Origin of the sequence: Paeniglutamicibacter sp. NPDC012692 (assembly GCF_042901625.1) — a bacterium.
GTDB lineage: Bacteria > Actinomycetota > Actinomycetes > Actinomycetales > Micrococcaceae > Paeniglutamicibacter.
Genome location: NZ_JBIBDE010000001.1, coordinates 504,581 through 518,666, shown reverse-complemented (window position 1 = coordinate 518,666; position 14,086 = coordinate 504,581). Strand labels below are relative to the sequence as shown.

At 66.4% G+C, this 14,086-nt stretch carries 13 protein-coding genes; 9 read left to right on the top strand and 4 right to left on the bottom strand.

Annotated features, from left to right (window positions below):
- Positions 1–15: 15 nt before the first annotated feature.
- The gene (locus ACFY5D_RS02300) at positions 16–639 is read right to left on the bottom strand and encodes a type II toxin-antitoxin system PemK/MazF family toxin (RefSeq protein ID WP_387524459.1); all 624 of its coding nucleotides are present in this window, start codon (positions 637–639) and stop codon (positions 16–18) included.
- Positions 640–770: 131 nt separating this feature from the next.
- Here ACFY5D_RS02300 and lepA point away from each other — a divergent pair, with 131 nt between their 5' ends.
- Complete coding sequence (gene lepA, locus ACFY5D_RS02295) at positions 771–2,615, top strand: translation elongation factor 4 (protein ID WP_387524456.1); 1,845 nt, start codon at positions 771–773, stop codon at positions 2,613–2,615.
- Positions 2,616–2,617: 2 nt separating this feature from the next.
- Positions 2,618–3,847 carry a radical SAM family heme chaperone HemW gene (hemW, locus tag ACFY5D_RS02290; protein WP_387524453.1) on the top strand — a complete coding sequence of 410 codons (1,230 nt, stop codon included), beginning with the start codon at positions 2,618–2,620 and terminating at the stop codon, positions 3,845–3,847.
- A 274-nt stretch (positions 3,848–4,121) separates the two neighbouring features.
- Here hemW and ACFY5D_RS02285 read toward each other — a convergent pair whose 3' ends face one another.
- Both ACFY5D_RS02285 and ACFY5D_RS02280 read right to left on the bottom strand, forming a co-directional pair.
- Positions 4,122–4,538 carry a DUF4870 domain-containing protein gene (locus tag ACFY5D_RS02285; protein WP_387524450.1) on the bottom strand — a complete coding sequence of 139 codons (417 nt, stop codon included), beginning with the start codon at positions 4,536–4,538 and terminating at the stop codon, positions 4,122–4,124.
- A 231-nt stretch (positions 4,539–4,769) separates the two neighbouring features.
- On the bottom strand, positions 4,770–5,633 hold the full coding sequence (locus ACFY5D_RS02280; protein ID WP_387524447.1) for a DUF3097 domain-containing protein: 864 nt from the start codon (positions 5,631–5,633) through the stop codon (positions 4,770–4,772).
- 216 nt (positions 5,634–5,849) lie between these two features.
- Between ACFY5D_RS02280 and hrcA the strand changes: the two genes are divergently transcribed.
- The 3 genes from hrcA to ACFY5D_RS02265 are packed head-to-tail and all read left to right on the top strand — an operon-like array spanning position 5,850 to position 8,845.
- Positions 5,850–6,863, top strand: coding sequence for a heat-inducible transcriptional repressor HrcA (hrcA, locus tag ACFY5D_RS02275; RefSeq protein WP_387524444.1), 1,014 nt, complete (start codon positions 5,850–5,852; stop codon positions 6,861–6,863).
- Positions 6,864–6,914: 51 nt separating this feature from the next.
- Complete coding sequence (gene dnaJ, locus ACFY5D_RS02270; RefSeq protein WP_387524441.1) at positions 6,915–8,045, top strand: molecular chaperone DnaJ; 1,131 nt, start codon at positions 6,915–6,917, stop codon at positions 8,043–8,045.
- The gene (locus tag ACFY5D_RS02265) at positions 8,042–8,845 is read left to right on the top strand and encodes a 16S rRNA (uracil(1498)-N(3))-methyltransferase (RefSeq protein ID WP_387524438.1); all 804 of its coding nucleotides are present in this window, start codon (positions 8,042–8,044) and stop codon (positions 8,843–8,845) included. The genes dnaJ and ACFY5D_RS02265 overlap by 4 nt, the downstream gene beginning before the upstream one ends.
- Before the next feature lie 115 nt (positions 8,846–8,960).
- Here the strand turns inward: ACFY5D_RS02265 and ACFY5D_RS02260 are convergent, their stop codons facing one another.
- Positions 8,961–9,908, bottom strand: coding sequence for a GerMN domain-containing protein (locus tag ACFY5D_RS02260; protein ID WP_387524435.1), 948 nt, complete (start codon positions 9,906–9,908; stop codon positions 8,961–8,963).
- A gap of 309 nt (positions 9,909–10,217) precedes the next feature.
- Between ACFY5D_RS02260 and ACFY5D_RS02255 the strand changes: the two genes are divergently transcribed.
- From ACFY5D_RS02255 to era, 4 genes are read left to right on the top strand one after another with little or no spacing between them, the layout of a single operon-like run.
- Positions 10,218–11,330 (top strand): PhoH family protein, encoded by a 1,113-nt coding sequence (locus ACFY5D_RS02255; RefSeq protein WP_387524432.1) that lies wholly within the window; start codon positions 10,218–10,220, stop codon positions 11,328–11,330.
- Positions 11,327–11,800, top strand: coding sequence for an rRNA maturation RNase YbeY (gene ybeY / locus ACFY5D_RS02250; RefSeq protein ID WP_387524429.1), 474 nt, complete (start codon positions 11,327–11,329; stop codon positions 11,798–11,800). Before ACFY5D_RS02255 ends, ybeY begins: the two co-directional genes overlap by 4 nt.
- Entirely contained in the window at positions 11,800–13,110 is a 1,311-nt protein-coding gene (locus ACFY5D_RS02245) for a hemolysin family protein (RefSeq protein ID WP_387524427.1), read from the top strand. Before ybeY ends, ACFY5D_RS02245 begins: the two co-directional genes overlap by 1 nt.
- Positions 13,107–14,078 (top strand): GTPase Era, encoded by a 972-nt coding sequence (gene era, locus ACFY5D_RS02240; protein ID WP_387524425.1) that lies wholly within the window; start codon positions 13,107–13,109, stop codon positions 14,076–14,078. Before ACFY5D_RS02245 ends, era begins: the two co-directional genes overlap by 4 nt.
- Positions 14,079–14,086 lie beyond the last annotated feature (8 nt).

Sequence of the window (14,086 nt, the reverse complement as noted above, 5' to 3'; positions counted from 1 at the left end):
GCGTTTCCCGCCTGCTTACGAGCTAAGCCTGTCCGCGACACGCGAGAAAAGCTGCTTGTTCAGCACGGCTCCCTCTCGCCTGATGCCGGAGGGCAAGAGGCGGATCAGGCGATCTACCTTGACCTCGCTGGGTCGTCCCTGCTTGTCCCAGGGGCCCGATCCGACGTCCACGTAGTCCCTGTCGGAGCGCTGCGGGTTGGTGTGGTCCTTGGATGTCAGCATGAGCGCCAGCAGGTACTTCCCGTCGTTTCCGATCAGGAGAACCGGGCGGTCCTTGCCCTGGCTGTAGTCCTCTTCATAGGGGACCCAGGCCCACACGATTTCACCGGGGTCCGGCTGTCCGTCGGTCTCGGGGTTGTAGCGGGGCTTCACCGCACCGTGGAAGTCGCCCGGGTAGTCGCCGTTTTCCCATCCAAGGGCCGAGGTTGAATCGGTGCGCGCCGACTTGGAGGCGTTGCGCGCTCCTGTCGGGGCCGCGGGCCGGGGCCTGGTGCCCTGCTTTGTTGCCGTGGTGGTCGTCCGGGGCGGAGTCGGGGCACGCTTGGTGCCTTCTTTTGCGCTCGTGTCGTTCTGGGATTTCAGGAACCCTTCGAGGACTCGACCGAGAAACCCGAAGAATTTATTGGCGTTGAACTTCATTTGGCCAAACTATCAGGAGCAACACCTTGGTCGATTGTGCGACACCGGCGCCGCGGCATGGGAGAATGGCCTTTGCGAAGCAATTCGCTGCCAACTTACTTTTCCACTCCCTTATTAGCGAGGTCCCTTACGTGTCACCCATGGCCCGCACCGCACCGGTGCCTGCCGCGACAGATCCGGCGATCATCAGAAACTTCTGCATCATCGCCCACATCGACCACGGCAAGTCGACCCTGGCCGACCGCATGTTGCAGCTCACCGGAGTCGTTTCAAACCGAGATATGAAGGCCCAGTACCTGGACCGGATGGACATTGAACGCGAACGCGGCATCACCATCAAGTCCCAGGCCGTCCGCATGCCGTGGGAGGTCGACGGTCAGTCCTACGCACTGAACATGATCGACACCCCCGGGCACGTCGACTTCACCTATGAGGTATCGCGTTCCCTGGCGGCCTGCGAAGGCGCCATTCTTCTGGTTGACGCGGCGCAGGGCATCGAAGCCCAGACCCTGGCAAACCTGTACCTGGCCATGGAAAATGACATGACGATCATTCCCGTGCTGAACAAGATCGACCTCCCCGCGGCGCAGCCCGAAAAGTACGCTGCCGAAATCGCCAAGCTCATCGGCTGCGATCCCGAGGACGTCCTCCAGGTTTCGGGCAAGACCGGCGTGGGCGTTGAGGCCCTGCTGGATGAAGTCGTCCGCGTCCTTCCGGCCCCTGTCGGCGACCCCGACGCCCCGGCCCGCGCCATGATCTTCGACTCGGTCTACGACACCTACCGTGGCGTTGTCACCTACGTCCGAGTCGTTGACGGCAAGCTCTCGCCGCGCGAGAAGGTCCAGATGATGTCCACCGGCACCGTCTACGACCTGCTGGAAATCGGCGTCTCCTCACCGGAGCCGGTTCCCACCAAGGGCCTGGGCGTCGGCGAGGTCGGCTACCTGATCACCGGCGTGAAGGACGTGCGCCAGTCCAAGGTCGGCGACACCGTCACCAACTTTGCCAAGCCGGCAGAGGAGTCCCTGGGCGGTTACGAGGACCCGAAGCCCATGGTCTTCTCGGGCCTGTACCCGATCGACGGTTCGGACTACCCGGCTTTGCGCGACGCGTTGGACAAGCTGCAGCTCAACGACGCGGCACTGACCTACGTACCGGAGACCTCCGTGGCCCTGGGCTTCGGCTTCCGCGTCGGCTTCCTGGGCCTGCTGCACCTGGAAATCACCCGCGAACGCCTGGAGGCCGAGTTCAACCTCGACCTGATCTCCACCGCACCGAACGTGGTCTACGAGGTCATGACCGATGACAAGAAGATGCGCACCGTGACCAACCCGAGCGAATTCCCCGACGGGAAGATCCTCGAGGTCCACGAGCCGATGGTTGCCGGCACGATCCTTGCACCGAACGAGTTCGTCGGCGCCATCATGGAACTGTGCCAGTCCCGCCGTGGCGTCATGCGCGGCATGGACTACCTCTCCGAGGAACGCGTGGAGATCCGCTACTGGCTTCCGCTGGCCGAGATCGTCTTCGACTTCTTCGACGTCCTCAAGTCCAAGACCCGCGGCTACGCCTCGCTGGACTGGAAGGCCGACGGCGAGCAGATCTCGGATCTGGTCAAGGTCGACATCCTGCTCCAGGGCGAACAGGTCGACGCCTTCAGCGCAGTCACCCACCGCGACAAGGCCTACGCGTACGGGACCATGATGACCCAGAAGCTGCGCGAGCTCATCCCTCGCCAGCAGTTCGAAGTGCCGATCCAGGCAGCCATCGGTTCGCGCATCATTGCCCGCGAGAGCATTCGCGCTATCCGCAAGGACGTCCTGGCCAAGTGCTACGGCGGCGATATCTCGCGTAAGCGCAAGCTGCTGGAAAAGCAGAAAGCCGGCAAGAAGCGGATGAAGATGGTCGGCCGCGTGGAGGTCCCCCAGGAGGCCTTCATCGTTGCCCTTTCGTCCGACGAGCCCAAGAAAAAGTAACAATGCCTTCTGCTCTGCCCCTCGGGGATCCGGCACCGTCGGACGGGTTGCTTCCGGCAACCTGCGCCGACGGTGCCGTGGACCGGACTTTTTCGGTCTACGTGCACATTCCGTTCTGCGCCGTGCGCTGCGGATACTGCGACTTCAACACCTACACGGCACACGAGCTCGGCTCCGGTTCCAGCCAGGACACCTACGCGGAGGCCGTCTCCTCGGAGATCGCCTTCGGCGCCAAGGTCCTGGAGGAATCCGGCGTGCCGCGGCGCAGCGTGTCCACCGTCTTCTTCGGCGGCGGAACTCCCACGCTGTTGCCGGCCGAGGACCTGGTCCGCGTGCTGCGTGAGATCCGCACCCAATGGGACCTGGCTCCCGACGCGGAGATCACCACGGAGGCGAATCCGGACTCCGTGACGCCCGAGTCCCTGCAGCTGCTGGCCGACGGCGGGTTCACCCGCGTGTCGATCGGCATGCAGTCCGCGGTTCCGCACGTGCTCAAGACCCTCGACCGCACCCACAACCCCGAGCGGGTCGGCCTGGCCGTGCAGTGGGCCAAGGACGCGGGCCTGCAGGTAAGCGTCGACTTGATCTACGGCACTCCGGGGGAGTCGATCGAGGATTGGCGCACCAGCGTCAACACCGCGCTGAGCTACGATCCCGACCACATCTCCGCCTACGCGCTGATCATCGAGGAAGGCACGCGGCTTGCCGGGCAGATCCGCCGCGGTGAGGTCGCGAACATCGACGACGACGACCACGCCGACAAGTACCTGATCGCCGACGAACTTTTCGCCGCAGCCGGGTACAACTGGTACGAGGTCAGCAACTGGTCCAAGGACGAAGACAGCCGCTGCCTGCACAACCTTGCCTACTGGCGCGGTGGAGACTGGTGGGGCGCGGGCCCCGGTGCGCACTCCCACGTTGGCGGATTGCGTTGGTGGAACGTCAAGCATCCCGCCGCGTACCAGCAGCGCATCGACGCGGGCACCTCGCCCGCCGCGGGACGTGAAACCCCCGACGAGGATGCACGCTACCTGGAACGGGCCATGCTGCTGACCCGCATCGTCGACGGCATGGACACCTCCGAGCTGAAGCCCGAGGGCCGGAAGGCAATTGCCGGCTTGATCGCCGACGGCTTGGTGGTCCCCGAGGCGGCGTTCGCCAAAAAGGTCGTCTTGACGCTGCAGGGACGGCTTTTGGCCGATGCCGTGTTGCGCAGGCTACTGGATTTCTAGGGATCGCCTCGCGGCGATAACAGACGGGCCCTACTGAGGTGGGTGGTGGTTTGGAAGGGATTCCAATCCGCCGCCCACCTTTTTGTCGTGTGGACCGCAGTTGACCTTGCGGCCTCGCGCACGAGGCGCAGAAACCAGCCGCGGAAAACCAGACGCGGAATGCGATGAGCTGTTCCGTGTACGGAAATGCCACGGAAGAACGGCCCGTGGGTCCGCCAACGGGAAAGGGCACTGCCTTGTCGGCAATGCCCTTGGGTTCCCTGCAAGCCTTGGGTTACTTGAACAGCCGAAGGTTGAACGGGTAGCGGTAGGGGCGCGACTTGTTCGCGTTGATGCCCGCCTTGACGCCGCTGACGGTGAGGAAGATCCAGATTCCGACGACGAGGACCGTGAAGACCCAGCCGATGACGGGAATCAGTGCGAGCAGGTTCAGCACCACGGCCAGGACCGTGAGCGGAAGCGTGAAGTTGAGCGCTTCCTTGGATTCCTGCGCGGTGAACGGTCCGCGCGAGCGGTACACGTAGTAGATGATGGCCGACGGGATGCAACCCATGATCGCGCCGAAGTGGGCGATGGTTGCCCACTGGCGGTCCTCGGAAGGCGTCAGTGGCAGCGGGACGTCCGAGGAACCTTCGAATCGGTCCGGCTGGCCATCGCCTGCGCCGGGTGACTGTCGTGCCTCGTTGACCACTGCTGTGTCCTGTTCGTTGCTGTTGCTGAATCGATGGACAGTTTATCGCCAATCCGAGGGGTCCATTGAACCGAATCGCTGCATCGGGCGAGTTCTGGCCGAAAGGTGAACGGTTTTTGAAGCCGCGGCGTCATCTTCAGGCCCTCCACGTGCCCGGATTGGTTGACGGGGTGACCATTCTCACGGAGCGGACGTTGCTTCGGCCGGGCGCGTCGCGGCGGGCCCTCCCGTCTATTCGGGCCCGTGGTCGCCGGCCGTGAGGAAATCGATGACCTCTTCAACGCGGCCCAAAAGCGACGGTTCCAGATCCGCATAGCTTCGAACCTGTCCAAGGATACGTTCCCATCCTTGCGCCACGTCGATCTGTTCCCGGTGCGGCCAGCCCAAGCCCTTGAGGATGCCTGTTTTCCAATCGGTTCCGCGGGGCACCACCGGCCAGGCCTTGATACCCAGCACCGTCGGGCGCACGGCTTGCCACACGTCGACGTACGGGTGGCCGACAATCAGGACATTGCCCGCGGCGCCGGGCACCCGCATGGCCTCGGCAGCGATCTTCGCCTCCTTGGTGCCGGACACCAGGTGGTCGACGAGGATCCCGAGCTTACGCTGCGGACCGGGGGAGAAGTCGCGGATGGCGGCGGCGAGGTCATCGACACCATGCAGCGGCTCGACGACGATGCCCTCCACCCGCAGGTCGTGGCCCCAGACCTTCTCGACCAGCTGGGCGTCGTGCTTGCCTTCAACCCAGATGCGGCTTGCGCGGGCGGTGCGGGCCCGCAGGTCGGTGACCATGCGTGAGCCGGAGGCGCTGCGTGCGGTGCCCTGGTTGGCCGGCTGCGCGGCAACCGGTTCCGTGATTTCCACGGGCTCGCCCTCGAGCAGGAAGCCGAAGCCCGTGCGGAAGGACTTGGTCCGGCCTGACCGGTCCTCCAACGCCATCACACGCATGCCGCCGGATTTCTCCATGCGGACGACCTCTCCGACCCAGCCGCTTTCGACATCTTCAAGCAGTAGGCCCAGGCTCAGCGGTACCTTGCGAAGCTGTCGTCGTACGGGTGCGCTCATGTCTTGGGCGCCCCAGGTGTAGTTGGTCATGGTTTCACTTTCCGGTGCCGGTGGTCGCGTGACGCGGCGGTGAGACGTGTGGTGAACGCGGCATCACCGTGTTTGAACAAACCATGCTAACAACCCAGCCAGACGTATTAGACTTAGCACTTGGACATGTCGAGTGCTAAGAGGCCGCTATTTCGCTGCCCCGGGCACCCGGATGCGTCGCCGACAGTATCAATCTGGTAGTCAGGAGGGTGGAGAATGACCGAACCGCGCAGGCTTGAGGTCCTCCGAGCCATCGTTGAAGACTATGTGAAGTCCCGTGAACCTGTGGGTTCGCGTGCCCTGCTGGAGCGTCACAACCTCGGCGTGTCGGCCGCGACCATCCGCAACGACATGGCCTCGCTTGAGGAAGAGGGCTTCATCGTCGCCCCTCACACGTCCTCCGGGCGCATTCCCACGGAAAAGGGCTACCGCCACTTCGTCGACCAGATCGGCGACATCAAGCCGCTCTCGCATGCCGAACGACGTGCCATAGCCGCGCTGATCGAAGGCTCCCACGACCTCAACGAGGTCCTCGAAAACACCGTCCGCCTGCTGGCCAGCATCACCCAACAGGTGGCGCTCATCCAGGTGCCGCACTACTCGAACGCCACGGTGCGCCACATCGAGCTGGTCGGCCTCGGCGCCGGGCAGACGCTCGTTGTCCTGATCGCCTCCAGCGGCAAGGTCGAACAGCGGGTCATTCTCTTGCCCCCGGACACCGGGGAGGAAGACCTCCACCGCCTGCGCGCGGTGTTCCTCGCCGTGTTGGACAACCGCCCCATTGCAGATGTCTCGAAACTCTGCGGAGGACCCACTGACCTGGTCGAACCGCGACTGCTGCACGCCGCACGGGCGATCGCCGACGCGTTGGCAGCCCTGGCCCGCAACAACACCGTGGACCGCATGGTCATGGCCGGCACCGCCAACCTGGCACGCGCAAACCGCGACTTCCCGTTGAGCATCACCCCTGTCCTCGAGGCGCTCGAGGAACAGGTGGTGCTGCTGCGGCTGTTCTCCGAACTGGAGCAGGACGCCCACGGGATCGCGGTGGGCATCGGCACCGAAAACCAGTACGGCGCACTGACCGAGGCCTCGGTGGTCGCCACGGGCTACGGGCCGGGCGAGCAGTCGATGATCGGCGTGTTGGGCCCGACGCGCATGAACTACCCCACCTCGATGGCCGCCGTGCGCGCCGTCGCCAGATATCTTTCCCGCATCCTGGCCGGCTGACCGCCGGGCAATTGTCAATTTTTTGAAGTACGAAAGGACACAGCGAGCACTGTGAGCACTCACTACGAAGTTCTGGGCGTCAGCAAGGACGCCACGGGCGAAGAGATCAAGAAGGCCTACCGCAAGTTGGCCCGCAAGCTGCACCCCGATGTGAACCCCGGGGATGACGCCTCCGAGCAGTTCAAGCTGGTGACCCGCGCCTACGAGGTGCTCGCCGATGCCGACAAGCGCGCCAATTACGACGCCACCGGCAACGAGAACGGCACGGGCCAGACCGGCTTCGGCGGGGGCGGCGGCTTCGGCGGCGGCTTCGGGGACATCTTCGAGCAGTTCTTCGGCGGCGGCCAGGCCCAGGGCCCGGCCTCGCGCACGCAGCGCGGACGCGACGCACTGATCACCGCGACCATCGACCTTGCCGATGCGGTGGCCGGCACCGTGTACCCGCTGGACATGGAAACGGCCGTCACCTGCCCCACCTGCGAGGGCACCTGCTGCCGCGAGGGCACCTCGCCCGTTACCTGCACCATCTGCCATGGCGCCGGCCAGGTCCAGCGCCCGGTCCGTTCCTTCCTGGGCCAGATGATGACCGTCGAGACCTGCGCGGCCTGCCGCGGCTTCGGCACCACCATCCCGGATCCCTGCATCGACTGCAGCGGCCAGGGCCGCATCCGCGAACGCATCTCCAAGCAGCTCAAGGTCCCCGCCGGCGTTGCCAGCGGAACCCGCATCCACTTGGCAGGCCAGGGCGAGGCCGGCCCCGGCGGCGGCCCCAACGGCGACCTGTACGTGGAGATCGAGGTGCGCCGCCACAAGGTCTTCGAGCGCGAGGGCGTCGACCTCCACGCACGCATGAACGTCCCGATGACGGCGGCCGCGCTCGGCGCGGACCTGAAGCTGGAGACCTTCGACGGCGCCCAGGTCATCGAGGTCGAATCCGGCGCCCAGTCCGGCGACACCGTCCGCCTCTCCGGCTACGGCGTTCCGCGCCTGCGCGGCGGCAAGCGTGGCGACATCATCGTGCACCTGCACGTCGAGACCCCGACCAAGGTCGACGCGGCACAGCGCGAGCTGCTGGAGCAGCTGGCCAAGCTGCGCGGCGAGGAATTCGCCGAGGGCCGCATGGAAAACAGCGGCGGCATGTTCTCCCGCCTGCGCGGCAAGCTCGGCAACCTGGGCGCATGAGCAACCAGTGCTTCTTCATGGAGCGCGGATCCCTCGGCGACCCCGCCGTCGGTTCCGTCCTCACCCTTGAGGGGCCCGAGGCCCACCACGCGGTGAACGTGAAGCGCGTGCGCAGCGGGGAGATGATCGACCTGGTCGACGGCACCGGCGTGCGCGCAAGCGTCGAGGTGCTGGACACCGACAAGTCCTCGTTGCGCGCCACGGTGGCCTCCGTCGAGCACGAGCAAGCCCCGCCGGTCCGCATCACCCTGGTGCAGGCGCTGGCCAAGGGCGACCGCGACCTGCAGGCCGTGGAGTCCGCGGTGGAGCTCGGCATCGACGCGGTGCGCCCGTGGCAGTCCGAACGCGCGATCGTCCGCTGGAACGAGGCCAAGGCCGCCAAGGCGCTGGGCAAGTGGGAAGCGACGGTGCTCAGCGCGCTGAAGCAGTCCAGGCGCACGTTCCTCCCCGAGGTCCTGCCGATGGTTTCCACCCCGGCCCTGGCCAAGTCCATGGCTGCCGCGGCGGTGGCCGGGACCCCGGTCTTGGTCCTGGTGCTACACGAACGCGGGGCCGCCTCGGTGGCCGACGTCGTGGCTGACTGGGCGGCAGCACACGCGCCGGCCCTGGCCGCGGGGGAGAACCCGCGCGCGGAGGTCCATCTGGTCGTCGGGCCCGAGGGCGGGATCTCCGACCACGAGATCGACCAGTTCCTGGCCGCCGGCGCCAAGGTCGCGCTGCTGGGCCGGCACGTGCTGCGCGCCTCGACCGCCGGACCCGCGGCGCTGGTGCTCGTCAGGCACCTGCTGGGGCAGCTCTGACATGTAGGAAGTCCAGGGCGGCAGCGCCACAGACAAGGAATCCCTGTGCGGTTCCCCGGAAAAGGGTGAACCGCACAGGGATTCCTGCGTTGTGCTGCTTCGTTCGGCGGCGAGGCTACTGCGTGACCGTGAAGTCCTTGGACTCGAGGGCGAACCGCTTCTCCGTGGCCGCATCGACGCCCCACGCGGTGAACGTGTACTCGCCGGCCCCCAGCTCGTGGCTGAAGGAAAATTCGTTGGTGGCCCGGGAACCGTCTCCCGGGGGCAGCATGCCGGAGGCGACGGGCTCGGTCGACACGCTCCTGGCCTTCAGCGGGTGCATGGGCTTCCTCTTCCGGATCTCCCAGAATTCCCCGCCGGAGAAACTCGCGCTCAGGCCGCGGAAATCGACCTTGCCGGCGGGCACGGAACTGCCGGCCTGCGGGTCGATGACCCACAGCGGTGCCGCGAGCGTGGCGTCGCGGGTGAAAGTCTGGTCCAGCGGGATCTGGCCGAAGGCCAGGAAGTCGCTCGATCCGTCGACCTGGATCCGCACGCTTGGTTCGATGCCGTCGGAGAGGATGCCGGCGTTGGCCGCGGCGGCCGTGGCCGTGTACACCAATTGCGCGATCGACCGCTCAGCGAGGCCGCGGTCCAGCGATGCGCCGAACGCCTTCTTGCCCAGGTCGATGGTGATCAGGTTCTGCGGGCTCACCGAGGTTCCGATCGAGGGGCTCGGACGCCACAGGTTGAAATAGTCGGTGTCATGCGGCTTGGAGGACAGCATGTAGCGGACCGACGCGGCGATCGGGTCCCCGGCCCCGGCGACCTGCACGAATTCCCGGTAGAGGCGCACCGTGCCGTCCGATTCCGAGAGCCAGTAGACGGGCGTGCGGCGGTCGTTGCTCAACGCCTCCATCTCCACCGCCGGCATCGGGGCAACCGAATTGACGTCGGTGTTCGATGCGGGCATGGAGAACTGGTGGGAACCGGTCCCCACGCCGCAGGAGGCCGTGGTCCCCAGCAACGCCATGAGTGCCAAAACCGCAATGCGGGATCGGGCGGTGCGGCGTGAACGGGACATCGGAAATAGTGGCTCTCTGGGAGAAAGGGAACTGAAAACGTGGGTGCAGCCGCATCGGGGGAGACGAGGGGCTTTCCCCAGCCTTGCACAAAATTCCCCTTCGAGGGGGTTTCGATCCCGGTTTTGCGGTGACTGTTGCGCGATTGATATGTTCCGCGGCCGACAGGCTGGCCGCCCGCGCGTCAATGGCCGGTGCGACAAGGGCAGGATAGGATGGACGAGGTGCTGGGACCATTGGCCGCGGAAGGACCGCGGGCCTGAGTCGCCCACACGGAATGCGGAGGCGGCAACAGTCGTATGGATCCAGAGATGAGCCAATCAGGGCAGCCACGGGAAACCGATGCGCTGGTCAGCTTCGACAGTTCCGACCAAATGGTCGCCACCCTGGGTGCACATGATGAGCTCTTGCGCGTCATCGGCGGCGCCTATCCGGGCGTTGAGCTCCACGCCCGCGGCAACGACCTGCGCGTCACCGGCGAGCCGGGAGTCGCACACCGGGCCCTGCGTGTCATCACCGAGGCCCGCACACTCGCGGCCAACGGCACCCGGATTTCCGCGCAGACCATCGAACAACTGGTGCGCATGCTGGAGGGCTCCGGAGCCGGCGACGCCCAGTCCGTGCTCGGGCTCAAGATCCTCTCCGGCCGCGGCAAAGCGATCCGTCCCAAGACCGTGAACCAGAAGGCCTACGTCGACGCCATCGACGAAAACACCGTGATCTTCGGCATAGGCCCCGCGGGCACCGGCAAGACCTACCTGGCGATGGCCAAGGCGGTCGCCGCACTGCAGGCCAAGGAAGTCAGCCGCATCATCCTGACCCGCCCGGCCGTCGAGGCCGGGGAGAAGCTGGGCTTCCTGCCGGGCACCCTCACGGACAAGATCGACCCGTACCTGCGCCCGCTCTACGACGCGCTGCACGACATGCTGGAACCCGATTCGATCCCGCGCCTGCTGGCGGCCGGCACCATCGAGGTCGCCCCGCTGGCCTACATGCGCGGACGCACGCTCAACGACGCGTTCATCATCCTCGACGAGGCGCAGAACACCACGCCCGAGCAGATGAAGATGTTCCTCACCCGGCTGGGCTTCGGCTCCAAGATCGTGGTCACCGGCGACATCACGCAGGTCGACCTGCCCGGCGGCACCAAGTCGGGGCTGCGCGTGGTCACCGAGATCCTCGAGGGCGTCGACGACATCGCCTTCTGCGAGCTGGACGCCAGCGACGTGGTGCGCCACCGGCTGGTCGGGGCCATCGTCGGCGCCTACGAGCGCTGGACCGCCCGCCAGGACCCCAACTTCAACCGCTCGGCCGCCCGCGCGCGCCGCCGGGCATCCGCGGCCCCCGGAGCGGGCCACGCATCCCACAAACAGCACGGCAAACCACCGGGACACGGTCCCGACAACCAGGAGAACGCATCATGAGCGTAGAGGTCAACAACGAGTCCGAGATCGCGGCCGATCTCGAACGCATCAGCGCGTTGGGACGCCACATCCTCTCCGAGCTGCACGTGCACCCGGAAACCGAGGTCTCGATCATCCTGATGGACGAGGAGCCCATGAGCGCGCTGCACGTCGAATGGATGGACATCGACGGGCCCACCGACGTGATGAGCTTCCCGATGGACGAGCTGCGCCCGGGCCGCCCCGGATCGCCCACCGAGGCCGGCATGCTCGGCGACATCGTGATCTGCCCGCAGGTCGCCACCACCCAGGCCGCCGCCGGCGGGCACAGCGTCGAGGACGAGATCCTGTTGCTGACCACGCACGGCATGCTGCACCTGCTGGGCTTCGACCACGCAGAGCCCGAGGAAAAGGAAATCATGTTCGCGCTGCAGCGACAGCTGCTTGAAGGATTCCTGGGCCGCCCGGCTCCGCGGGAGACGATGAACTAGTGACCGCGATTGTTCTCGCGCTCTGTGCACTGGTGTTCATCATCTGTGCAGCCATCCTCACCGCGGCCGAATCCGCCTACCTGTACCTCTCCAGGCAGCAGGCGGAGGTGCTGCGCAGCGAATCCGCCGCCGGCCACCTGAGCCGCATCCTCGACGACACCACCAGCCACACCCACGCGGTGCGTTTCTGGCGCATCTGGTTCGAGACCGCCTCCGCCGTGGCGGTCGGCATCCTGTACCACGATCGCCTCGGCAACGTCTGGCTGGCCGGCCTGCTGGCCACCGTCACCATGGCCGCCGTCAGCTTCGTGCTGGTCGGGGTCTCGCCGCGCCGCTACGGTCGCACCCACGCCGACGCCGTGGTGCGCAGCACCGCGCCGCTGATCCGCTTCCTGCGCCTGGTGCTGGGCCCGATCCCGTCCTGGCTGGTCGGCATCGGCCAGGCCATCTCCCCGCGCGCCGTCGCGGAGGACGAGGGCTTCCTCTCCAAGGAGCGCCTGCGCGACCTGGTCGACCGGGCCTCGGAGGGAGACGGCCTGGAGGACGACGCCGCGGAGATCATCAACTCCGTGATGGACCTCGAGGACACCTACGTGCGCTCGGTCATGGTGCCACGCACGGACATGGTCACCATTCCCAAGGGCCGGGACCTCAACGCGGCCATGGAACTGTTCCTGAACTCCGGCTGCTCGCGCGTGCCGGTGATCGGGGAGGACGCCGACGACATCTTCGGCATCATCTACCTCAAGGACGTGGCCTACAAGCTTCACAAGGAACCCGGTTCCCGGGCACTGGTCGAGCAGCTGGCACGCCCCACCCGGTACGTGCCCGAATCCAAGCTGGTCGGCGAACTGCTGCCGGAGCTGCAGCGCGAATCGACCCACATGGCCATCGTCATCGACGAATACGGCGGAACCGCCGGTCTGGTCACCCTCGAGGACCTCATTGAGGAAATCGTCGGGGAGATCGATGATGAATACGACAGGCAGCGCAACGAGATCGAGGACCAGGGCGACGGCAGCTACACCGTCACCGCCCGCACCTCCATCGACGAACTCGGCGAGCTTTTCGACATCGACATCGACGAGGACGAGGTCGACTCCGTCGGCGGGCTGCTGGCCAAGGAGCTGGGCAGCGTCCCGGTCCTCGGATCGCACGCCGCGGTCCACGGCATAGAACTCAAGGTCGTCTCGCTCAGCGGGCGGCGCAACCGCATCGGGAAGATCCTGGTGCGCAAGGTGGAAGTACAAACGACAACCGGCGAACAACCCGCCGTGAACGATGCACCGCATCACAAGGAGCAAGCATGAGCCGGAACACCAAGACCCCCGCAATGATGCCCGATGGCGGCTGGCCGAAGGACTTCCGCTCCGGCTTCACCTCCTTCGTCGGCCGCCCCAACGCGGGCAAGTCGACGCTGACCAACGCCCTGGTGGGCCAGAAGGTGGCGATCACCTCCTCGAAGCCGCAGACCACCCGCCACACCATCCGCGGCATCGTGCACCGCGAGGACGCGCAGCTGATCCTCGTCGACACCCCGGGCCTGCACCGCCCGCGCACCCTGCTGGGCCAGCGCCTGAACGACCTGGTCGCGGACACGCTCTCCGAGGTCGACGCGATCGGCTTCTGCCTGCCGGCCAACGAGAAGATCGGCCCGGGCGACCGCTTCATCGCCACCCAGCTGGCGCAGCTGCAGAAGAAGCCGATCGTCGCGATCGTCACCAAGGCGGACACCGTGGACAAGGCGGCGCTCATGCAGCAGCTGCTGGCCGTGGCGCAGCTGGGCGTGGAGACCCTCGGGGAGGGCGGCTGGGCCGCCGTCGTGCCGGTCTCGGCCACCAAGGACTTCCAGGTCAAGGAGGTCGCCGACGTGCTGGCCGCGCAGATGCCGCTCTCCCCGCCGCTGTACCCGGACGGCGAGCTGACCGACGAGCCGGAGGCCAAGATGGTGTCGGAGCTGATCCGCGAGGCCGCCCTCGAGGGCGTGCGCGACGAGCTTCCGCACTCGCTGGCCGTGGTCGTCGAGGAAATGGTCCAGCGCGAGGGACGCCCGGAGGACAACCCGCTGCTTGACGTGCGCGTGAACCTCTACGTGGAGCGCCCCAGCCAGAAGGCCATCATCATCGGCAAGGGCGGCGCCCGCCTGCGCGACGTCGGAACCCGCTCGCGCAAGGGCATCGAGGCGCTGCTGGGCACCAAGGTGTACCTCGACCTGCACGTGAAGATCGCGAAGGAATGGCAGCGCGATCCCAAGCAGCTGGGCAAGCTCGGCTTCTAACTTCCGGC